Genomic DNA, 22,086 nt, shown 5'->3' on the forward strand with positions numbered 1-22,086 from the left:
GCGGCGGCTTAATGCCGTGCCCGACAACGCTTTTCGGCGTTTTCGACGCGCCGCAGCTCGGGCCGCCGGTGCGCGTCAGGCGGTCTGGCCGGGGTTACCCGCGCCCATACCCGTGAGCTGATGACCGCCCTTCCCGCCACCGCCCGGAGTGCTGCCGCCGAGGCCGCCGTTGTTGAAGAGCGCATTGCCGGCGCCGCCGGCGCCGCCCGCCCCGCCGCCCGAGATGGTGCCATCGCCGCCTGCGACGCCGTCGCCGAAGATCCCGGGCCCGTTGTAGGTCCCGCCGCCGCCGCCACCGCCGCCGTTACCGGCGCCGCCCGATCCGCCGGCGCCGCCACCAAACGACGCGGGCTGACCCGAACCGGTGGTCGTTGCGCGGCCGCCGTCGCCACCGGCACCGGCGGCAGCGCTGCCGTCGCCGCCGGCACCGCCGGCACCACCACCGCCGCCGGCAGCGATGTTGAACTTGGCGAGGCCGCCGGCACCTCCGCCGCCCCCGCCGCCGCCGTGACCGCCGGTGCCGAAAAGGCCGCCCGCGCCGGCGCCGCCGCCGCCGCCGTCGCCGCCGCTGCCCGTGGCGGCATCGGTGCCCGTGGTGGCCGCGGTGCCGCCAAGGCCGCCGCCTCCGCCGTTGCCGCCGACGGCGGCGGTGCCGCCGCTGCCACCGCTGCCGGCATTGCCGCCGTTGCCACCGGCGCCGCCGCCACCGCCCCCGCCGCCCCAGACCTCGTTATTGGAGGCCGAGGTGGTGGTGTTGTCGCCACCGTCGCCGCCGGTGCCGCCGTCGCCGCCGGCGCCGCCGTTGCCATTGGTGCCCGCACCGCCGGTGTCTCCGCCGGCGCCACCGGTACCGCCCCGACCGCCGTCGCCGCCCTGGCCGCCGATGCTTAGGTCGGCGCCGCTGGTCCTGGCGCCGCCATTGCCGCCGTTGCCGCCCAGGCCACCCGCGCCGCCATTGCCTGCGGTGCCGGTGGCGCCGCCGGAGTTACCTCCGGTGCCGCCGGCGCCGCCGTCGCCGGCGGCACCGCCTTGGGTGCCCAGGCCGTCGACACCGGCGCCGCCGTTGCCGCCGCGCCCGCCGTCGCCGGCGTTGCCGCCGTTGCCGTCGGTGCCCGCGTTGCCGGCGCCGGCGCCGGCCGCCCCGCCGGTGCCGCCGTCGCCGCCGTTGCCGCCGGCTCTGCCGTCGGTGCCGTCGCCGTTGTAGATGACGCCGTTCGGGTCGCCGGGGGCGCCGTCGCCGCCGTCGCCGCCGTCCCCGCCGTTGCCGCCATTGCCGACGGTGCCGTTGGTCCCGGTGGCGTCGATGGCCGCGCCGCCCTGGCCGCCGGTGCCGCCCTTGCCGCCATTTCCGGCGGGGCCGGGCGTGGAGGCGGGCCCGCCGGAGGCGCCGCCGTTACCGCCGTCGCCGCCATTGCCGGCGGCCCCGCCGTGCCCGCCGGTGCCGCCGAAGCCGGCCGCGCCGCCGGCGCCACCGTTGCCGCCCAGGCCGCCGTCGCTGCCGCTGGCGGCGGCGCCGCCGCCGGTGCCGTCGCTCCCGGGGGTGGCGTTGCCGCCGTTGCCGCCATGGCCGCCGTCACCGCCGGCGCCGCCGTTGCCGGCGGGCCCGGTGCCCGACCCGGCGCCGCCGTCGCCGCCGGCACCACCGGCGCCGGCCGTGCCCGCGCTGGCGGCGATATCGGCCGGGCCGTTTTCGTCGCCACCGTCCCCGGCCGCGCCGCCGTCGCCGCCGGCGCCGCCGTTGCCTGCGGTGCCGCCTGAGCCCACCGCGGAGGCGCCCTGGCCGCCTTGGCCGCCTTGGCCGCCGTTGCCGCCATGGCCGCCGTTGCCGACGTTGACGGCGTCGCCGCCGCTGCCACCGGCGCCGGCGTCGCCGCCGTCGCCGCCGTTGCCCGAGGCGCCGCCGAGCCCGCCGGTTCCGACCTGGCCGCCGTCGCCGCCGGCGCCGCCCGCGCCGCCGTCGCCGCCGGCGTTGCCGATGTTGCCGGAGCTGCCGGCGCCGGCGCCACCCGCGCCGCCGGCGCCGCCCGCGCCGCCGTTGCCGCCGTCGCCGTTGGTGGTGATGCCGTACTGGCCGCCGTAGCCCTTGCCGCCACCGCCACCGGCGCCGCCGTTGCCGCCGGTGGAACCGGTGCCGTCGACGCCCGCGCCGCCGGCGCCACCGGCGCCGCCGTCACCGCCGTGGCCGGCGTTTCCGGTGCCGGCCGGGCCCACGTTGGAGACCCCGGCCGAGGCGCCGTCACCCCCGTCGCCACCGACGCCGCCCTTGCCCGCGGTGCCGCCGTTGTCCTGGCTACCGCCGGCGCCGCCCTGGCCGCCGGCACCGCCGTTGCCGCCGTTGCCGCTGGTGCCGGTGTTGCCGGCGCCGTCGCCACCGAAGCCGCCGTCGCCGCCGTTGCCGCCGGCGCCGCCGTCCGCACCGCTGAGGGCCGGGGCGTCGGCGCCGTCCCCGCCGGCGCCGCCGTCGGCCGCGTTGCCGCCGTTGCCGTCGGTTCCGCCGGTGCCGCCCGTGCCGCCCTGGCCGCCGGAGCCGCCGCTCTCGCCTTGGAAGTTCACCGGGGGGCTACCGCCGACCGCCCCGCCGATGTTGCCGTCGCCGCCGGTGCCACCCTGGCCGCCGTCGCCGGCGTTGCCCGCGGTCCCGCCGGTGCCGCCGGTGCCGGTGTCGCCGCCGTTGCCGCCCTGGCCGCCGTCGCCGCCCTGGCCGCCGACCAGGCCCAGGCTTATTCCGCCGCTTTCACCGCCGTCGCCGCCGGCACCGCCGGTACCGCCCTGCCCGCCGCTGCCGTTCGTGCCGACACCCGTGTTCGATCCGCCGACCCCGCCGGCGCCGCCGGTGCCGCCGCTGCCGCCATCGCCACCGTTGCTGGTCGCGTTGAAGCTCCCGCCGCCGTCGCCGCCGTCACCGGCGTCGCCGCCGGCACCGCCGCTGCCCGCCGCGCCGGTGGTCGGGTCGCCCGCGGCACCGCCCTGGCCGCCCTGGCCGCCGTCACCGCCGGTGCCGCCGGTGCCGCCGAACCCGTCGCCGGCGGCGCTGCCGCCGGTGCCGCCCTGGCCGCCGACCCCGCCCTGGCCGCCGTCACCGCCGGTGGTGCCGGCGCCGCCGTTGCCGGCATCGCCGCCCTGCCCGCCCTGACCACCGTCGCCGGCGTCGCCACCGGCGGCGCCGTTGCCGGCGCCCGAGCCGCCGGCGCCGCCCTGCCCGCCCTGACCGCCCTGGCCGCCGTTGCCGTTGGTGCCCCCGGCGCCCCCGGCGTCGCCGCCGGTTCCGCCCGCCCCGGCGTCGCCGCCGTCGCCTCCGGCGTCGCCGGTGCCGGCGGCGCCGTCCGCGCCCTGCCCGCCATTGCCACCGGCCCCGGCGTTGCCGCCGTTGCCCGCCGCGCCGCCGGTACCGCCGCTGCCGGCCGGGCCGCCCTGGCCGCCGTCACCGCCGTCGCCGCCGTGACCGCCGTCGCCGGCCTCACCCGCGGTGTCGGCGGTGCCCGAGGCGCCGTTGCCGCCGTGGCCGCCCGCGCCGCCGCTGCCGCCGTCGCCGTTGGTGCCTGCCGGGCTGCCGGCGTTGCCGCCCTGGCCGCCGTTGCCGCCGTAGCCGGCGCTGCCGCCGTCGTTGCCGGTGCCGGCCCCGGCGTCGGCACCGTTGCCGCCGCTGCCGCCGTCACCGGCGTTGCCGGCGTCACCGCCGAAGCCACCGCTGCCGCCGTGCCCGCCGTCACCGCGCCCACCGGCGTTGTCGGTAATGCCATTGCCGCCGGCCCCGCCCTGGCCGCCATTGCCACCATTGCCGTCGGTGGCGTTGGCATCACCGGCGTGGCCGCCCACCCCGCCGTCGCCGCCCTGACCGCCAGAGCCGCCCGTCGGGTCGGTCGCGTCACCATCGGCGCCCGCCCCGCCATTGCCGCCATTGCCGGCGTTGCCGCCGGCGCCGGCGGCGCCCGCAGTGCCGGGGCTGGTGTTCGCGACTCCGCCGTTGCCGCCGTCGCCGCCGCCGCCGCCCTGGCCGGCGGTGCCGTGACTGCCGCTCGCACCGCCCTGGCCGCCGTCGGCGCCCGCGCCGCCCGCCCCGGCGGCACCGTTGGTTCCACCAGCATCGACGGTGACGCCGCCGTCGCCGCCGTGACCGCCGCCACCACCGGACCCGGCGTTGCCGCCGGCGCCGCCATACCCGGGAGCGTCGCCGCCCGCGCCGCCCTGGGCGCCGTCGCCGCCTCGGCCGCCGGTACCACCGGTGCCGCCGACGCCGGCCGCCCCGCCGTTGCCGCCGGCGCCGCCGGTGCCGCCATCGCCGCCCAGGCCGGCGTAGCCGGCGGCGCCGTCGCTGCCGACGGCGGTGTCGCCGCCATCGCCGCCGGCGCCCGCGGTGCCGCCGTTACCGCCCGCGCCGCCCTGACCGCCGACCGGCCCGGCGCCGCCGGCGCCGCCGGCGCCGCCGTTGCCGCCGGTGCCCCCGAAGCCGCTGGAGCCGCCGGAGCCGGTGGCGACACCGCCCACCCCGGCGTCACCGCCCGCGCCGCCGTTACCGCCGGCACCGGCCGCCCCGGCGCCCGCGGAGCCACCTGCGCCGCCCAGGCCGCCGCGACCGCCGTTGCCGCCGTTGCCGCCTATTCCCTGGTCACCGCCATCCCCGCCGGCCGCACCGGCGCCCGCCGCGCCGCCATCGCCGCCGTTGCCCGCGTTGCCGCCTCCGATATTGGAGCCAACGGTGCCCGCCGCGCCGCCGGCGCCCCCGTTACCGCCGTTGCCGCCGTTGCCGCCGGCCTGGCCGGTGCCGCCATCGGCGGTGTCGGAGGCGCCGAATGCACCGTCGCCGCCGTGCCCGCCCCGGCCGCCGTTGCCGCCGTTGCCGGCGGTGCCGCTCGAGCCTCCAGCGTTGCCGCCGGTGCCGCCCGCGCCGCCGTTGCCGGCGGTTGCGCCGTCGTGACCCGCCAGGCCGGGGTTGCCGTCGCCGCCGTTGCCGCCGTCGCCGGCGTTGCCGCCGTTGCCGACGGTGCCGGTGCCGCTCAGGCCGCCGGTGCCGGCCGCGCCGCCCGAGCCGCCGTTACCGCCCGAGCCACCGTCGCCGGCCTGCGTGTCGTTGCCGCCGCCGGTGCCGCCGTGGCCGCCGTCCCCGCCGTTGCCCCCGTTGCCGTTGCTGCCGCCGGGGCTGCCCGCGTTGCCGCCGACACCGCCGTTACCACCGGCGCCGCCCTTGCCGCCGTCGCTGCCGTCGGCGAAGCTGCCGACCGGGGCATCGGCGCCGTCGCCGCCCTTGCCGCCGTCGCCGGCGTTGCCGCCGTTGCCGCCCACCCCGCCGGTGCCGGCGTTGCCGCCGTCCCCGCCGTTGCCGCCTTGACCGCCATTGGAGCCGTCGGCGCCGGTGCCGGGGTTGCCGCCGTCACCGCCGGCGCCGCCGTTGCCGCCGTTGCCGTTGGTGGCGGTGGCGCCACCGGCATTGCCACCCACACCGCCGGTGCCGCCGTCACCGCCGGAGTTGGCCGAGCTGCCGCCGTTGCCGCCGCCGCCCGCGTTGCCGCCGTTGCCGTCGGTGCCGCCGATGCCGCCGGTTCCGGCCGCGCCGCCGTTGCCGCCGTCACCGCCGCCCCTGTTGTTGCTCTGCGCCGCCGTCGGTCTGGTGCCGCCGGCGCCGCCGCTGCCGCCATTGCCGTTATCGTTGGGTTCTGCTGGTTGCCGCCGGTGCCGCCCTGGCCACTGTTGTTATCGCTGCCGGCGTCGCTGTCCCTGGTCTCTGGCGGTCCTGCTGTTACCATCACCGCCGTTGCCGGCGTTGCCACCGTGGCCGCTGGCGCCCGCGGTCCCGGAGGCACCGCCAGCGCTGCCGCCCTGACCACCGGCGCCGCCGTTGCCGCCCTGACCACCGGCATCCCCACTGCCGGCCGCGCCCGCCGCGCCGCTACCACCGGCGCCGCCGGCCCCGCCGTTACCGCCGTTGCCCACCACGCCGCCGCTGCCACCCGAGCCGGCCGCGCCCCCGGCGCCGCCATCCCCACCGGCGCCGCCGTTACCGCCGGCCGCCCCCGACGCCGCGCCCGGGTCACCGGCCGCGTCATAGCCCGCACCGCCGGTGCCGGCCTGACCGCCGTTGCCGCCGTTGCCGTTGCTCGCGCCGGCGCCACCGGCGTCGCCGCCGCGCCCACCGGCGCCCCCATTACCGGCGTTGCCGCCATCGGGGTGTGCGGCCGTACCGGTCAGCCCGTCGCCGCCCGCACCGCCGTCACCGGCATCACCGCCGTTGCCCGCAGTACCACCGGTACCGACCGCGCCCGCGCTCCCACCGTTGCCGCCGTTGCCGCCGGCGCCCCCGGCACCGGCGGTGGTGTCACCCGCCGCACCATCGCCGCCCGCGCCGCCGGCTCCGCCATCACCGCCGCTACCGCTGGCCCCGCCCGCGCCCCCGGCGCTGCCGCCCACGCCGCCGGCGCCGCCGTTACCGCCGGCCCCACCGTCATCGCCGCTGAACGCGCCGCGGTCCGCACCCGCGCCACCGGCGCCGCCATCGCCGGCATCCCCGCCGTTGCCCACCGCCCCGCCGACACCGCCGCTACCGGCCGCCCCGCCGACACCGCCGTTACCCCCGGCGCCGCCGTCACCGCCCGCGCCGCTGCCCCCCGAAACCGGGACGCCCGAACCGCCATCACCACCATGTCCGCCGACACCGCCGGCACCGCCGCTGCCATTCGTGCCGCCCGGGCCGCTGTTACCGCCCGCGCCTCCCGCGCCGCCGTTGCCGCCGGCCACACCGGCCTCACCGCTACCGGCCCCACCGCTAAACCCGTCGCCCCCGTTGCCGCCGGCGCCGCCGTCGCCGCCATCGCCGGCGCCGCCGGCCACACCGGCCGCACCCGCACCCGCACCGGCCGACCCGACCGCACCCGCGTTGCCACCGTTGCCGCCGGCGCCGCCGTCCTGGCCCTCCCCGCCGCCGCCGTTGCCGCCGGCCCCGCCGCTGCCGGCGTTGCCGCCGTTGCCGTTGGTGCCGCCGGCGCCCGCGCTGCCGCCCTGCCCGCCGGTGCCGCCGACGCCGCCGTCAAACCCGTTGTCCCCGTTGCCATTTGCGGCGCTGTCACCGGCCCCGCCGTTGCCGCCGGCACCACCATCACCGCCCACCCCGGCGTTGCCGTTCGCACCGGCCGTGCCGGCACCGCTGCCCGCGCTGCCGCCGGCACCCGCGTTCCCACCGGCCCCGCCGTTACCACCGGCCTGCCCCGCACCATCGACGCCCGCAGCGCCATCGGCACCCGCACCGCCGGCGCCGCCGTTACCGCCAGCACCGCCATCGCCGTTGGCGCGCCCCGACCCCGAAGAGCCGCCGTTACCCCCCGCACCACCGGCCCCGCCGGCAAAACCGGCCTGGCCGCTGCCCGTCGCGGAACCACCGGCCGCACCATTGCCGCCGGCACCGCCGTCACCGGCATCGCCCCACCCGCCGGCCACGCCGTCGCTGCCGCCGACGTTGAACCCACTCGACGTGCCGCCGCCGCCGAAGGCGCCGCCGTTGCCGCCGTTGCCGCCCACCCCGCCATCACCGCCGACCGTGCCGGCGAGCACACCCGAACCGCCGGCCCCGCCGTCACCGCCGGCCGCGCCGTTGCCGCCCCACCCGCCCGCACCCCCGGCCCCACCGAACAGCGCCGCGTTCGCCCCACCAACCCCGCCGTTGCCGCCGTTGCCGCCGTCACCGCCAGCCGCCCCGGCCTGCCCGGCCACGATGGTCCCGGCCCCCTGGGCCCCCGCGCCCCCGTCGCCGCCCACGCCACCGGCACCGCCGACACCGCTCAGCGAGAAGATCTGCCGGTTAGCCCCACCCGCGCCGCCGTTACCGCCGTTGCCGCCGGTGCCGCCGCCAGACCCGTTGCCGCCCAGCCCGCCGGCCCCACCGTTACCGCCACCGATCCACCCGTTGGCCCCTCCGGCGCCGCCGTTGCCGCCGACACCACCCGCACCGGCGGCGTTGCCCCCGGCACCCCCGTTACCGCCCGCGCCCCACAACCCCGCGCTGCCCCCGGCCCCACCGGCCTGACCATTGACGCCGTCGGCGCTGATACCGCCCGAGCCGCCGTTGCCGCCGTTGCCGATGATCCAACCGCCATCAGCACCGGCCTGCCCGGTGCCCGCCGCGCCGTTGGCGCCGTTGCCGAACAACGGTCGACCCGTGGCCAGCTCGACCGGCGAAAACACCCCGAACTGCTGGAAAAAACCCACCAGGCTGGTCAGCGGATCCGCACTGGCCGCCTCGGCCGCCGCATACGCCGCCCCACCCGAACCCAACAACCGCGCAAACTCCGCATGAAACCGCGCCGACGCCGCACTGAGCGCCTGAAACTCCCGCCCGTACCCGCCGAACAACTCCGTGATCGCGGCCGACACCTCATCGGCGGCCGGCGCCGCGATCGCCGTCGTCGACGCACCCGCGCCCGCCGTCGCCTCCCTGATCGCCTCCCCGATCCCACTCAAGTCCGACGACGCACTGGCGAGGGCCGCAGGAGCTGCGAACAGGGATGACGACATCAAGCCTCCAATCACCGAGGAGTGAGACAAACCGAGCAAACGACGTCAAGACAGGCGCAAAGACGCCCAGAACAGTACGCCGATAGGCCGGGCCACTAGGCGATATTTGACGAAGTTCATACCAAGTGACGGTCCGACGCCGGTTTTTCTGACGTCGACCCTGTAATATGCCGCGGACCTGTCCCCTGCGCATTGATTGCGTTGGCGCAGCCGATTGAGCAGTCATCCGGGTGGCACCCGCTTTCGGGGAGCTGTGCCCGGTATCGCGGCGCCACCAAACGGGCGACATTCGACACCAAACCGAGCCGGTTGCACCCCGTCAGCAACGTCGGCGGTCCGACGACCGCCGGCCCCGCGCGGGGCCGGAAACGGCCACCGTGAGGGGTGGTGGCCGGTCCCGTCGGTGGGTGGTTACGGGGTGGGCGTCCCGTCGGAGCCGTTGTTGCCGTTGACGCCGTCGACCCCGCCGGGCGGGGTGCCGGTGCCCGCGACGCCGCCGGTGCCGCCGAAGCCGCCGACATGACCCGCACCCTGGCCGTCGCCGCCGGTGCCGCCGTCGCCGCCGTTACCACCGTCCCCGCCATCGCCGCCGGCACCCGCGGTGCCGCCCGCCCGCCGTTGCCGCCGCCGCCGGCGTTGCCGCCGTCAGCACCCAGCCCGGTGTTGCTGGCATCGCCACCGTCACCGCCGACGCCGCCCTGGCCGCCGGTGCCGCCGTCGAAGCCGGTGTCACCCGTGCCGCCCGCGCCGCCGTTGCCGGCCAGACCACCCTGGCCGCCTTGGCCGGAGCTGCCTGCGGCGCCCGCTCCGCTGCCGGCGTTGCCGCCGGTGTTGCCGGCCCCGCCGTTGCCGCCGTTACCGCCGGTGTCGCCGGCCGCGCCGACGCCGTTGGCGCCACCGGCGCCGCCGTTGCCGCCGTTGCCGTTGGTGCCCCCGGCCAGGGCGTCGCCGCCGTTACCGCCGACGCCGCCGGACCCGGCGTTGCCGCCGTTGAAGCCCAGGCCGTCGAGGCCGTCGCCGCCGTCGCCGCCGGTGCCGCCCGTGCCGCCGGTGCCGCCGTTGCCGTTGCTGCCGCCGCCTCCGGAGCCGACCGCCCCGCCAGCGCCGCCGTCGCCGCCGCTGCCGCCGGCGGTACCGTCGCCGCCGGTACCGATGGCCGCGTTGCCCGCGCCGCCGTCGGCGCCCGCGCCGCCGTGCCCGCCGTTGCCGCCGGTGCCGCCGCTGCCAGCGGTTCCGACGGAGATATCACCGCCGGCGCCGCCCTGACCGCCGGCACCGCCGTTGCCCGCCGTGCCGGGTGTCCCGCCGACCTCGGTGGTGCTGCCGGCATTGCCGCCGGCCCCGCCGTCGCAGCCGGTGCCGCCGGTGCCGCCGTCGCCGCTGTGGCCGCCGATGCTGGCGGTGCCGCCGCGACCGCCGTTGCCGCCCACGCCGCCGTCGCTGGCGTTCCCGCCGCCGCCGGAGTCGCCGCCAGTGACGTCACCGCCGTCGCCGCCGGCGCCGCCGACGCCGCCGGTCCCGCCGGTGCCGGCCTGCGGGGAGGGGCCGGAGTCGAGGCCGCCCCTGCCGCCATCACCGCCGCCGCCGCCGCCGCGACCGTCATTGCCGCCTTGGCCGCCGTTGCCGCCGGCGCCGTCGCAGCTGCTTAATGCCATGCGGCACAAGGCTTTTTGGCTTTTCGCGGCGCGCACCGATGACGGCGGGTGTGCATGGTGCGCGACGGTCTCGGGCTCGCCGGCTTGCAGCGGCCAACCACCGCACGCCAAATTGGTTCACGTTCAACGGTATTTGACCGCACCAGGACCCGACGCGTCGATACCCGCCGGTGGGTCGGTATCAGGCGGTCTGGCCGGCGCTACCCGCGCCCAGACCCGCGACCTGATTACCGCCTACCCCGCCACCGCCAGGAGTGTTGCCGCCGGCGCCGCCGTTGTTGCGGATCCCATCGCCGTCGCCGCCGGCGCCGCCCGTCCCGCCGCCCGCATTAGTGCCATTGCCGCCGCCGACGCCGTCGCCGGAGTTCGCGGGCCCATTGAATAGACCGCCAGATACCGATGTGCGCAATGCTGGAACGGAAATGGCCACCGCTGCGGGAGCGGTGGCCATTTCCGTTCTGGACGTGACTACGACGGGGCCGCGTCGGGTCGGAGTCGTTGTTGCCGGTTAGGCCGTTGACCTCACCGGGCGCCGCGCCGGCCCCGCCGTCCCCGCCGTCGCCGCCGGGGTTCGCCGATGTTTCGCGACGATCATGTGGTCGAGATTCGCGAGGTTCTTCAAGCGTGGCTGGCCGGTCACCAAATGCGGACGGCGACCTCACCCGACGCTGATGCGGGGGTCCGGCACGGGCTCTTGGCCGTTGGTGCGTTCTCGGTCTGCGGATAGAGCGCCGCCGCCAACCCGTTCAGGCAGGATCCCGCGATCGGGCTGCGGTCCCCGGCACCTGGCGCCGATCGATCAAGCCGTCAAGCCCGCGCGTGGCACCGCATTGCCCTGTCGTCGCCAATCCTGGTGGGCCGCCACACGCGACGGTCACCGCAGGTCCGCGCAGAGCCTGCGCGCAGCAGGCCGGCCAGCATCATCGGCTACCAGCCCGCTGCCGCCTCCGCCATCAACAAAGAGAGGCCCGCCGAAGCGGGCCTCTCCCTGTTTGCTACCTCCTGCAGCGGACGCTGCTGACCGCCCGTTACCGGGGCGCCCCAGCCCCGCCGTTGCCGCCGGTGCCACCGCCGGGACCGCCGTTGCCGCCGAGGTTGCCGGCCGGCAAGTTGCCGTTGGTGCCGGGCGATCCAGCGGTGCCAGCGGTGCCGGGAGTGCCGAGGCCGTTGGCCCCGCCGTCACCGCCGTCACCGGCGCTGGCGCCGTTGCCGCCGCGGCCGCCCGTGCCGGTCCCGGAGTCGCCGCCGTCGCCGCCGTCACCGCCGTTGGAGCCGTTGGAGCCGTTGCCGCCGTTACCGTCGTTGACGCCGGGGGTGCCGCCGGGGTTCGGGACGGCGCCGCCGGTGCCGCCGCTGCCGCCGGTGCCGCCGGCCCCGCCGTTACCGCCGTTGCCAGCGGTGCCGCTGGCCGCGCCGCCGCCCTGGCCGCCGTCGCCGCCGATCTGGGATCCGCCGCCGTCGCCACCGTCGCCGCTGACGCCGGCCGTACCGCCGCCGGTGCCCGAACCGCCTAGGCCGCCCGTGCCACCCGTGCCGCCGGTTCCAGCGGCGCTGCCGTTGCCGGCGTTGCCGCCGTTACCGGTCCCAGAGGCGTTACCGCCGTCGGCACCGTCCTGGCCAAAGCCGCCGGTGCCGCCGTCACCGCCACGGCCGCCGTCGCCGCCCGCGGAGGCATTCCCGGACGCGCCGCCCTGGCCGCCCTGGCCACCGTGGCCGCCGTCCCCGGCCGGGCCGGCGTTGCCGCTGGTCCCGCCGTTACCGGTTCCGCCGGCGTCGCCGCCGCGGCCGCCGAACAGGCTGTGACCGCCGGTGCCGCCGTCGCCGCCGCGGCCGCCGTTTTGGCCAGCGAAGGCCCCGTTGCCCGCCGCACCGTTGCCGCCAGCGCCGCCGTTGCCGCCGTCAGCGGAGGCCCCGCCGTCACCGCCGGACCCGCCGTTGCCGGCAGCGGAGGCGCCGCCGTCGCCGCCGGCGCCGCCGTCGCCGAGGGAGCCGCCGTCGCCGCCCCGGCCGCCCTGGCCGCCAACTGCGAGGCTAGACGACGCCCCACCGTCACCGCCGTGGCCGCCGTCGCCGCTGGTACCGGCAGCCGCGCCGTCGGCGCCGTTGCCGCCGGCACCGGTCCCGAAGGCGGTGCCACCGGCACCGCCGCCACCGCCGTCACCCGCGCTACCGCCGAGGCCGCCCTGGCCGCCGTTACCGCCGGCGGTCGCGCCCACCGCCGCCACGCCGTTGCCGCCGGTACCGCCGTCGCTGGCGTCGCCGCCAGCGGCAGCCGCCCCGCCGTTACCGGCGTTGCCGTTGCCGAAAGCGCTACCGCCGGTGCCGCCACCACCGCCGACGCCGCCGGCACCGCCGTCGCCGCCGCCGCCGCCGTTGCCGCCGGTACCGCCCGTGCCGCCACTGCCAGCGGTGGCACCGCCGTTTCCGGCCGCCCCACCGGTACCGCCGTCGCCGCCGTTGCCGGTGCCCAAAGCGTCGCCGCCGGTACCGCCGGTGCCGCCGTCACCGCCGCCGCCGGCGCTACCACCCAGGCCGCCGTCGCCGGTCGTGCTGTTGCCGCCGTTGGCGCCGCTGCCGCCGTCGCCGGCCGCCCCACCGGTACCGCCGTGGCCGCCGTTGCCGGCACCCACACCGTCGCCGCCCACGCCGCCGCCACCGCCGTCGCCGCCGAAGCCGCCGGTGCCGCCGTAGCCGCCGGCAACCCCGCTCACACCGGCCGTGCCGTCTGCGCCGGCACTGCCGTTACCGCCGTGACCGCCGTTACCGCCGTTACCGTCGCCTGCCTGAGCGTTACCGCCGTCGCCGCCGGCTCCGCCCTCGCCGCCGTGGCCGCCCTGGCCGCCGTTGGTGGTGCCGGTTCCGGCGTTGCCAGCGGCGCCGGCGTCGCCGCCGTCACCGCCGTCACCGGCGTTACCGCCGAGCCCGCCGCCGTTGCCGCCGTCACCGCCGCGGCCACCGTCGCCGCCAAAGCCGCCGGTGTCGCCGGTGACGTTGCCGCTCGCGCCGTCAGCGCCGGTGCCGCCGGTGCCGCCGTTGCCGCCGTGGCCGCCGTTGCCGGCGCCTGCGCCGCCCTGGCCGCCGGTGCCGCCGTCGCCGCCGGTGCCGCCCTGGCCACCGATGTTGGTGAAGTCGGGGTTGTCAGCGCCGTGGCCGCCGTCGCCGCCGTTACCACCGGTACCGAAGGTGTTGGTGATGCCGTTGGCGCCGCCGCTGTTGCCGGCGCCGCCGAAGCCGCCGCTACCGGCGTTGCCACCGTCACCGCCTCGGCCGCCCTGGCCGCCGTTGTTGGTGAAGTCGGGGTTGTCAGCGCCGTGGCCTCCGTTGCCGGCCGTCGCGCTTGCGCCGCCGTCACCGCCGTTGCCGCCGGTGCCGCCGCCGGACAGGACCACGCCGCCGTTGCCGCCATCGCCGGCGTCGCCTGCGTCGCCGCCCCGCCCGCCTTGGCCAGCGTTAAGGGTGATGTCGGTGTTGTCGGCGCCGTTGCCGCCGGCGCCGGCATTGCCGCCCAGGCCGCCGTTGCCGGCGTTACCGCCCACCGAGCCGCTGTCGCCGCCGGTGCCGCCGTTGCCGCCGGTGCCGCCGGTGCCGCCGTCGCCGTTGCCGGTCACGAAGCTACCGTCGGCGCCCGCGCCGCCATTGCCGCCCGCGCCGGCGTCACCGCCGTTGCCGCCGCCGATCTGGAAGCCCTCGCCGTTGCCGCCGGAGCCGCCCCAGCCGCCCGCGCCGCCCTGGCCGCCGTTGAAGCCGGGGTCGGTGTTGGCGGCGCCGTCACCGCCGTCACCGCCGTGGCCGCCGGTACCGAAGGCGCTGGTGTTGCCGGCGGTACCGCCGTTGCCGCCGCTCAGGCCGCCGAAGCCGCCGCCACCGGCATTGCCGCCGTCACCGCCGTCGCCACCGGTGCCGAAGCCGCCGTTGGCGAAGCTGCCGTCGGCGCCGTCACCACCGTTACCGGCCGTCGCGCTCGCGCCGCCGTCACCGCCGTTGCCGCCTGTGCCGGCGCCGGTGACCACGTGGCCGCCGTTACCGCCGTTGCCGGCGGCGCCAGCGCCGCCACCGTCACCACCGCGGCCGGAGAAGTTGTTCGGGTCGGTGTTGTCGGCGCCATTGCCGCCGGCGCCGGCATTGCCGCCGTCAGCGCCGTTGCCGCCGTTGCCGCCCAGCAGACCGCCGTTGCCGCCGACGCCGCCGTTGCCGCCGTTGCCGCCGTGTCCGCCGTAGCCGTCACTGCCGGGGATGGCGAAGCTGCCGTCGGTGCCGTTGCCGCCGTTGCCGCCGACGCCGGCGTTGCCGCCGTTGCCGACGCCGACCCCACCCGTACCGCCGTTGCCGCCGTTGCCGCCGGCGGCGCCGATGTTGCCGGGAGTCAAGGCGCTGGCTCCGTCGCCGCCGCTGCCGCCGTTGCCGCCGGTGCTGATGCTTCCGCTCTGGCCGGCGCTGGCGCCGTTGCCGCCGCCCGCGCCGCCCAGGCTGGCCACGCCGGCGTTGCCGCCGCTGCCGCCGTTGCCGCCGACGCCGCCGTTGATGCCGAGGATGCCGTCACCTTGGCCGTCCGCGCCATTGCCGCCGTTGCCCGCTATCGCGCTGGCGCCGCCGTTACCGCCGTTGCCGCCGACACTTCCGACGCCGCCGCCGGCCGCGCCGCCGTTGCCGCCGTTACCGCCGTTGCCGGCCGTGCCGCCGTTGCCGCCGTCGATGCTCGCACCGCCGATGACACCGTCAGCGCCGTTGCCGCCCGCGCCGGCCGCGCCGCCGTTACCGCCGGCCCCGCCGTCGCCCTCGATCGCGCCGCCGGCACCACCGGTGCCGCCGGTGCCGCCGTTGCCGCCGTTCGTGCCATTGGCGTTGAAGGTGTTGCCGGATTGGTTGCCCACGGCGCCGGCACCACCGGCACCACCGGTGCCGCCGTTGCCGCCGTCGCCATGCGCCCCGCCGGCGCCGCCGTTGCCGCCGAGGCCGCCGTTACCGCCGTTGCTGCCGGCGAAGAATCCGCTTCCGGTCAGGCCGGCCGCGCCGGCACCGCCGGTGCCACCGTTACCGCCATTGCCCCACTCCCCGCCGGCGCCGCCGTTACCGCCGTTGCCGCCGACGCCGCTGCCGCCGCCGAACTGGTCGAAGGTGCCTTGCGCGCCGTTGCCGCCGTTACCGCCGTTGCCGGTGCCGTGGATGATGATGCCGTCGGCGCCGTCGTTGCCCGCGGTTCCGCCGCCGCCCGTGGTGGTCCCGGCCGCGCCACCGGCGCCGCCGATACCCGCGAGGGCGCCGGGGTTGCCGCCGTTGCCGCCGTTGCCGCCGTTACCGGTGCCGCCGCCCTCGGTGAAGCTGCCGTTTGCGCCGTTACCACCGTTGCCGCCGACGCCGTTGTTGCCGCCGTCGCCACCGTTGCCGCCGTTGCCGTTGGCGCCCGTCGCGCCGTTGGTGGCCGTGCCACCGTTACCGCCGGCGCCGCCAGCGCCGCCGTTGGCGCCGTTGCCGCCGTTACCGGCGTTGCCGCCGTTACCGGTGCCGCCGTTGGCGAAGGTGCCCGCCGCGCCGTCAGCGCCGGCGCCGCCGTCACCGCCGTCGCCGCCGTTACCGCCCTGGCCGCCGGCCCCGCCGTTGCCCGAAATCGAACCGCCCGCACCGCCGTTACCGCCGATGCCGCCGGCGCCGCCGACAGTGCCGTCGCCGCCGTCGGTGCCGTCGGCGATGCCGGTGGCGCCGTCCTCGCCGTCCGCGCCGTCGCCGCCCGCGCCGCCGTCGCCGCCGTTGCCGAGCGCGCCGCCGTTGCCGCCGGCGCCGCCGTTACCGCCAACCGCGCCCGGAAGCGCGGTGGGGTCTGCGGCCGCGTTGTAGCCCGCGCCGCCGTGGCCGCCGTTGCCCGAGGCGCCCGTGACAGCGGCACCCGCCGCGCCGTCGTTGCCAGCGGTCCCGCCGCTACCACCGGTGCCCGCCGCGCCGCCGTCACCGCCAGCACCTGCCGTGCCCGGGTTGCCGCCGTTACCGCCGACCCCGCCGTTGGGGTGGGCCGCGTCGCCATCGGCGCCGTTGCCGCCGTTGCCGCCGGCGGCCGCGTTGCCGCCAACGCCGCCGTTACCGCCACTGCCGTTGGTGCCCGAGCTGCCGCCCGCGTTACCGCCGTGGCCACCGTTACCGCCGACACCACCGTTGCCGCCGTTGAGGCCGTTGCCGCCGTTACCGGTCCCGCCGTTGGCGAACGTGCCCGCCGCGCCGTCGGTGCCCGTGGCGCCGTTACCACCGGCACCACCGTTGCCGCCGTGGCCGCCGTTACCGGCGTGCCCGATCAGCCCACCGGCACCACCGTTGCCGCCGTTGCCGCCGTTGCCGCCGGCGCCGCCGTTGCCGGTGCCGCCGTTGGCGAAGGTGCCCGCCGTACCCGCCGCGCCGTCCGCGCCGTTGCCGCCGTTACCGCCGTTGCCCCAGATGAACCCGCCGGCCTGCCCGTTGCCGCCGTTGCCGCCGGCGACTCCAGCGTTCACCCCGTTGGCGCCATTGCCGAAGGCCGCGCGCCCGAAGAAGGTCAGGAACGGCGAGAACGGCGCCGCACCCACGTCTGTGATCGACTGCGCAGCCGCCACGATGGAGGCGTTGCTCGCCTCCGCGGCCGCGTAGAGCTTCCCGCCTCCGCTCAATGCCGACAGGAACGAGCTGTGGAACTTGCTCGCCGCCGAACTCAGCGCCTGAAACTCCGCACCGTAGTTGCCGAACAGCTGGGCGATCGCCGCCGAGATCTCATCCTCGGCCGCGGCAGCCACCGACGTGGTCGAGGGCGCGGCCGCCGCGGTGGCCGAGTGGATCGACGATCCAATGCCACTGAGCTGCTCGGATGCTGCGGAGAAAGCGTCAGGTGCAAAATTCAAGAAAGACGACATCGTGGTCCCAATCTGACTCGTGGGTGGGCAGAAACTCAGGAAACTCCAGACAGTTCGAGAACGGTACGCCGTCGCGGCGGTTTTGGCCGAAGTTTCCCAAAAAAATCTTTCAATTGTGTCCCAGCAGCCTCGAACGCCACACGAAACCGCAGGTGGGACAGGGCCCCTGGCAAATCGGGTGACGGCGACGTGGCGTGTCGGGCCGGCCGAACTACGCGGTTGCCCGGGCGAACATCCCTAGGCCGCCAGCGGTCCCCGCACCTCGAGGGGCAGGGAGAACGTTCCGGTGCCGCCGGTCACCACGAACACCCATCGTCCGTTCACCGGCAGTCGCACGTCGACGTTGAAGAACGCAAACCCGATTTCACCACTGGCCGCCGCCTCGGGCAGCTCGTACGCCACGACGAGCGGGTCGTCGTCGGTCGGTGGTCTGATCTCCACCTCGACCCGCTGGGCCGCGCCGTCGGTTTCCGACTGCGTGAGCACCACCAGCACGAACCGGACATGCCGGTCGGGGCCGACCGCGAACCCGGAGAGCACTCCACCGGTCACGGTGAGCTTGTTGTCTGCCACGGTAGCCGCTTCGGCGAGGAAGGCCCCGGTGATCACTCCGGAGAAGCTACAGGCGCACAGCCCTCATCGGGAAGCCCGTCGAGCGTGTCGGCGGCCGACCACCCGGCGCCTGCGGGGCTCGTCACCCGGTCATCCGAGGTGGTTTTTATACCTCATATATGTGCGCATGTGCGCGCGTCCGTACCTCTGCGTGTGTGCGCGCCTATACCTCTACATATGTAGCTATAAACGTGCCTAGCCATATGCACATACATATTGATGCGCACACGTCCATCCATAAGCCCTATAAGCCCAGGTCAGAAGGGGTCCGCCGAGGGCCGCCGACACCACCGGTGACGGGCCGATGTCCTCGGGGAACACGCGTTCGATTGCCCCGAGGATATGGACAGTTCAGGTCAGCGTGGTCCGAACCCCGATGGGCGCCCGGCGACGCTGTTGCGGCGCACAGTTGACGGCGGCTAAGCCAGGTCCGGGTGGGCCTGCAGGATTGCCGCCATCACGAGCGCCTGCAGGCTGGTGTCCTCGTCCGCCGCCAGACGCTTGAGCGTCCGGTGCACAGGGCGTGGCAGGTCGAGCGTGGTCCGAACCCCACCGCTGAGCCCGCGCCGCGCCATCGACGCCGCGGCCAGCACCGCGGGCATCTCCAGCGCTGTGTTGATGGCGGCGCGAATCAGGTCGCCCATCGTCGTATCAAGATCCAGTGCCCGGCGCTTGAGCCCGGTCCGCGTCGCCGGCGGCAGGTGCAGCGTGGTGCGCATCGCCTCGTAGACCGTCGGCGACGGTGTCAGGTCGGGCGGGGCCGCCGGAACGGCATCCTGGCCTTGGAACGTGCCCGCCGCTCGCGTTGTCGCCGCTGCCCCGTTGAGCGGGCGGATCACCGCGGCTCGCGCCGCTTCGGCCGGAGAATGCTCTTCCGTCATACCTTTACGGCCTCCCTGTCGATTCCAGCCATCGCCCCGCGCTCATGGAATACTCTTGCGTAGTTTTCCAGAAAGCGCAGCTTGGCGCGGGCAAACGCACCGTCGAATATTGCGAATTCTCGCACGGGGCCGCACAGCATCGCCGCGTTCGTCTCGGCCAATCGGCGCGAACTCTCGCCGTTTGCGTTTCGATCAAGGTGAGCAGATTCGTTGTGGGACAGTGCCGTGCGATATTTGGGCGCCGCCGTCCCCTGCGGGTCGGCACCGACGTCGGCCACGGGATCTCGCGCCACGCCGTCGCCGCCAAACACATCACCGGCGTCTTTTCGGCGCCGCGCTTGGTGTCGACGAGTGACCAAATCATTGGGCGCCAGATTCTTTCCGGCGCACATCAATGTGCGTGGGTGCGCGGGTAATGCCAAGCATTCTCCCCCTTCGGGACCATCGATTCCCAAAGCCGAGCCGACGGCAACATCCCGATGAATGCGCCGACCCTTCCGGTTGCCGAAACCCGAGAGCACCATACCGCAAGGTACAGGCCGATGTGCGCAGTTTGACCAATTCACAAGCAACAGAAATGTTTACGACGCACGGCGCCACCGCGCCCCTTCGGGCCCCGATTGCAAAAGCCTAGCGACCGGATGGAAACCGTTGTGCGCGTAGCTAATCGGTCCAGACGCGATCATCGAGCGACGATGCTGCGACGTCCGGTGCACGACGCAGGATGTACTCGACGTAATCGTCTTCTTCGTCGTATCCATCACTCGCGGCCGGCTCGGGCCTTGGCTGCGTCGTGGCCCGTTCGCTGACCAAAAACAGGGCGGCCACGACACCGAACAAGGCGACAAACGCCGGCAGCAGCACCGACTGGGACATCGCGGCCGCAAACGGCTCGCGCAGGAATGCCGGCAGCGTCGCGGTATCGGCCCCCGTGGGTGCGTGCCCGGCGTTCGGCAGCTCGACGCCGATGCGCGACGTCATGAACGCCGCCATTGCCGCGCTGCCGAGCACCGCGCCGAGTTGCCGTGTGGTGTTGTACACCCCGGAGCTCGCGCCGGCCAGCTGCGGCGGCAGGTTGCGGGTCGCGGTGGCCGCCAACGGCGCCCACACGAACGCCATCCCCACGCCCAGCGCGCCAAAAGGCAACGCCAGCAGCCAGATTGGCGTGTCCGGCGCCATCTCGAAGGACAGCCACGTCAGTCCGATCGCCAGCATCGAGAAGCCGAAGCCTAGCACGGGCAGTGGCGGAATACGATCAACGATCACGCCGACGCCCGGCGCCAGCACGCCGCTGACGATCGCCATGGGAGCGATCAGCAACGCCGACCGCGTCGGCGAAAGCCCGCACACCGCTTGGGCATAGAACATCACCGGCAGCATCATCGCCGTCGTCGCGAACGCGATGATCGCGGCGCCGACGTTGCACAGGCTGAAGTTGCGGTCGGCGAAGATCTCCAACGGGATCAGCGGCTCGCCCGGGTTGAGCGACTGCCAGTAGACGAACGCCGCCATCAGCCCGATGCCGGCGACCAGGACGGCCCAGATCCACGGCGCCCACCCCGCGGCCTGGCCCTGCTGCAGCCCGTACACGATGGCGAACACCCCGGCCCCGGACAACGCGACGCCGGGCAGGTCGAACCGGTGTGCGCGGATGGGTAGCGCCGGAATCAGCCACACCGCCAGCGCCAGGCCGATCACGCCGAGCGGAAGGTTGACGAAGAAGATCCACTCCCAACCCAAGCTGTCGACGAGCACGCCACCGGCCAGCGGGCCGACCAGGCTGGCGACGCCGGCCGTCGCGCCCCACACGCTCATCGCGGCGCCACGGCGCTCGGGCGGGAAGATCCGGGTGATCGTCGACAGGGTCTGCGGCGTGAGCAGCCCGGCGCCCACCCCCTGCACGACGCGGGCCGCGATCAGCATGGCCGCGCTGCCCGACAACCCGCACCACAGCGACGCCAGCGTGAACGTCACCAGCCCGATCAGGTAGAGGTTCTTGGTGCCGAACCGGTCACCGAGCCGCCCCGCCACCAGCAACACCACCGCATAGCCCAGCAAATAGGCGCTGGTCACCCAGATCACCGCGTCGTAGCCGATCCGCAGGTCGGTCATGATGGTCGGGTTGGCGACCGCGACGATGGTCGCGTCGACCATGATCATGAAGAAGCCGATGATCATCGCCCACAGCGCGTTCCAGGGGCTCTCCCGGTTCCAGACGAGCCGCAGCCTCGCCAGCGTCAATGCATAGGTCATTCAGCAATCCCCCCCAAACGAGACCATTATTCCGGGTCGGACGATCGGGCACGAAGTGCGTATTAGCCTGGGGGGACCGCCATTCGCAGGAGAGGCAGCATGAACGCTCGACGAAAAGTGTCCGCAGCCGACGAGCCGGCCACGCCGGGCGGGCGCCCCAAGGCGTCCACCCGGGCGTTGGCGCAGGTCATCGAACGTAGTTCGCGGATCCAGGGTCCGGCCGCCGAGGCGTATGTCGCCCGCCTGCGCCGCGCGCACCCGGGCGCCGGCCCGGCCGAGATCGTCACCAAGCTGGAGAGGCGCTTTTTGGCCGTCGTGACGGCCGGCGGGGCGGCGGTGGGTGGCGCCGCGACGCTGCCCGGCATCGGCACGCTGGCCGCGTTGTCGGCGGCCGCCGGCGAAACCGCGGTGTTCCTGGAGGCCACCGCGCTGTTCGTGCTGGCGCTGGCCTCGGTCTACGGCATCCCCCTGGACCACCGGGAGCGCCGCCGGGCCCTGGTGCTGGCCGTGCTGGTCGGGGACAACAGCAAGTCCGCCGTCGCCGAGCTGATCGGCCCGGGCCGCACCAGCGGGGCGTGGGTGTCGGAGAGCGTCGCGTCGCTGCCGCTGCCCACGATGTCCAAATTGAACTCGCGGATGCTCAAATACTTCGTCCGGCGATTCGCCCTCAAACGCGGCGCGCTGCTGGTGGGCAAGCTGCTGCCGGTCGGCATCGGCGCCATCATCGGGGCGGTCGGAAACCGGTTGGTGGGCAAGAAGATCGTCCGCAACGCGCGCAGGGGCTTCGGTCCGCCGCCGACCCGCTGGCCGGTTACCTTGCATGTGCTGCCCCCGATGCGCTCGGCGGGTTGATCCGCCACAGACCGGGGTAGGCAGCACCGGTGACTACCAGCGAACAGCCGCCGCCCGAGGGCGACGAACAGCCCCCACAAGCCACCGAGGACGGCACGGCAGAACCCGACGCCTCCGATCCCGCTCCTGACGACGACACCGGCTAGGACTCCGAGCCGCCCCGAGCGGCCTCGGCTTCGGCGCGGTCTTTTCCGGCGACCCGCCGATGCCTTCCCGCGGCCGCGTTGTGGAGGTCGTCGCCGTCGCCGAGTTCTTCCTCGGCGGCCCACTCATGACCCTCGGCGATCTGCTCGTTCAGCTCCGCGGCCCGATCGCCTGCTGCTGCGCGTTCGCGCGATGACTCCGACATGCACGACGGGGTAGCCGCGCACTCGCGGCTCAAACAGCGGTTCGGGCCGGTTTCCGGTCCAGTGCAGGTCGAACTGTCGTAGCGTGCGGGGTGCGGTCAAACACCCCAGAAGGGAC

Annotated in this window: 9 protein-coding genes and 2 pseudogenes; 1 reads left to right on the top strand and 10 read right to left on the bottom strand. The window is 76.3% G+C overall.

From position 1 onward, the window contains the following. Positions 1-75 precede the first annotated feature (75 nt). The 9 genes and pseudogenes from G6N66_RS30285 to G6N66_RS19610 all read right to left on the bottom strand — a co-directional run. Positions 76-5,436, bottom strand: coding sequence for a PE family protein (locus G6N66_RS30285; RefSeq protein WP_163645877.1), 5,361 nt, complete (start codon positions 5,434-5,436; stop codon positions 76-78). A gap of 252 nt (positions 5,437-5,688) precedes the next feature. After that, entirely contained in the window at positions 5,689-8,499 is a 2,811-nt protein-coding gene (locus tag G6N66_RS30290; protein WP_163645878.1) for a PE family protein, read from the bottom strand. 411 nt (positions 8,500-8,910) lie between these two features. Next, a pseudogene (locus G6N66_RS30130) lies at positions 8,911-10,133 on the bottom strand (PE family protein); the annotation flags it as partial. A 202-nt stretch (positions 10,134-10,335) separates the two neighbouring features. Then, a complete protein-coding gene (locus G6N66_RS19585) occupies positions 10,336-10,563 on the bottom strand; it encodes a hypothetical protein (RefSeq protein ID WP_163645880.1) in 228 nt (75 codons plus the stop codon). Between the two features lie 619 nt (positions 10,564-11,182). Then, the gene (locus tag G6N66_RS19590) at positions 11,183-17,011 is read right to left on the bottom strand and encodes a PE family protein (protein WP_456320202.1); all 5,829 of its coding nucleotides are present in this window, start codon (positions 17,009-17,011) and stop codon (positions 11,183-11,185) included. Between the two features lie 249 nt (positions 17,012-17,260). Next, the gene (locus G6N66_RS19595; RefSeq protein ID WP_085236693.1) at positions 17,261-17,632 is read right to left on the bottom strand and encodes a hypothetical protein; all 372 of its coding nucleotides are present in this window, start codon (positions 17,630-17,632) and stop codon (positions 17,261-17,263) included. Between the two features lie 422 nt (positions 17,633-18,054). After that, positions 18,055-18,516, bottom strand: coding sequence for a hypothetical protein (locus G6N66_RS19600; protein WP_085236691.1), 462 nt, complete (start codon positions 18,514-18,516; stop codon positions 18,055-18,057). Beyond that, the gene (locus G6N66_RS19605; protein ID WP_163645881.1) at positions 18,513-19,040 is read right to left on the bottom strand and encodes a hypothetical protein; all 528 of its coding nucleotides are present in this window, start codon (positions 19,038-19,040) and stop codon (positions 18,513-18,515) included. Before G6N66_RS19605 ends, G6N66_RS19600 begins: the two co-directional genes overlap by 4 nt. 181 nt (positions 19,041-19,221) lie before the next feature. Then, positions 19,222-20,769: pseudogene (locus tag G6N66_RS19610) on the bottom strand (DHA2 family efflux MFS transporter permease subunit); the annotation flags it as partial. A 99-nt stretch (positions 20,770-20,868) separates the two neighbouring features. Between G6N66_RS19610 and G6N66_RS19615 the strand changes: the two are divergent. Continuing rightward, positions 20,869-21,621 (top strand): hypothetical protein, encoded by a 753-nt coding sequence (locus G6N66_RS19615; RefSeq protein ID WP_085236687.1) that lies wholly within the window; start codon positions 20,869-20,871, stop codon positions 21,619-21,621. Positions 21,622-21,763: 142 nt separating this feature from the next. Here the strand turns inward: G6N66_RS19615 and G6N66_RS19620 are convergent, their stop codons facing one another. After that, the gene (locus tag G6N66_RS19620) at positions 21,764-21,970 is read right to left on the bottom strand and encodes a hypothetical protein (RefSeq protein ID WP_085236686.1); all 207 of its coding nucleotides are present in this window, start codon (positions 21,968-21,970) and stop codon (positions 21,764-21,766) included. Positions 21,971-22,086 lie beyond the last annotated feature (116 nt).

It is taken from the genome of Mycobacterium conspicuum, from assembly GCF_010730195.1.
In the GTDB taxonomy this organism is placed as follows: domain Bacteria; phylum Actinomycetota; class Actinomycetes; order Mycobacteriales; family Mycobacteriaceae; genus Mycobacterium; species Mycobacterium conspicuum.

Coding starts and splice junctions, on each gene's coding strand:
- G6N66_RS19620 (WP_085236686.1), bottom strand. CDS start 21,970: ATGTCGGAGTCATCGCGCGAACGCGCAGCAGCAGGCGATCGGGCCGCG.
- G6N66_RS19605 (WP_163645881.1), bottom strand. CDS start 19,040: ATGGTGCTCTCGGGTTTCGGCAACCGGAAGGGTCGGCGCATTCATCGG.
- G6N66_RS19600 (WP_085236691.1), bottom strand. CDS start 18,516: ATGACGGAAGAGCATTCTCCGGCCGAAGCGGCGCGAGCCGCGGTGATC.
- G6N66_RS19615 (WP_085236687.1), top strand. CDS start 20,869: ATGAACGCTCGACGAAAAGTGTCCGCAGCCGACGAGCCGGCCACGCCG.
- G6N66_RS30290 (WP_163645878.1), bottom strand. CDS start 8,499: ATGTCGTCATCCCTGTTCGCAGCTCCTGCGGCCCTCGCCAGTGCGTCG.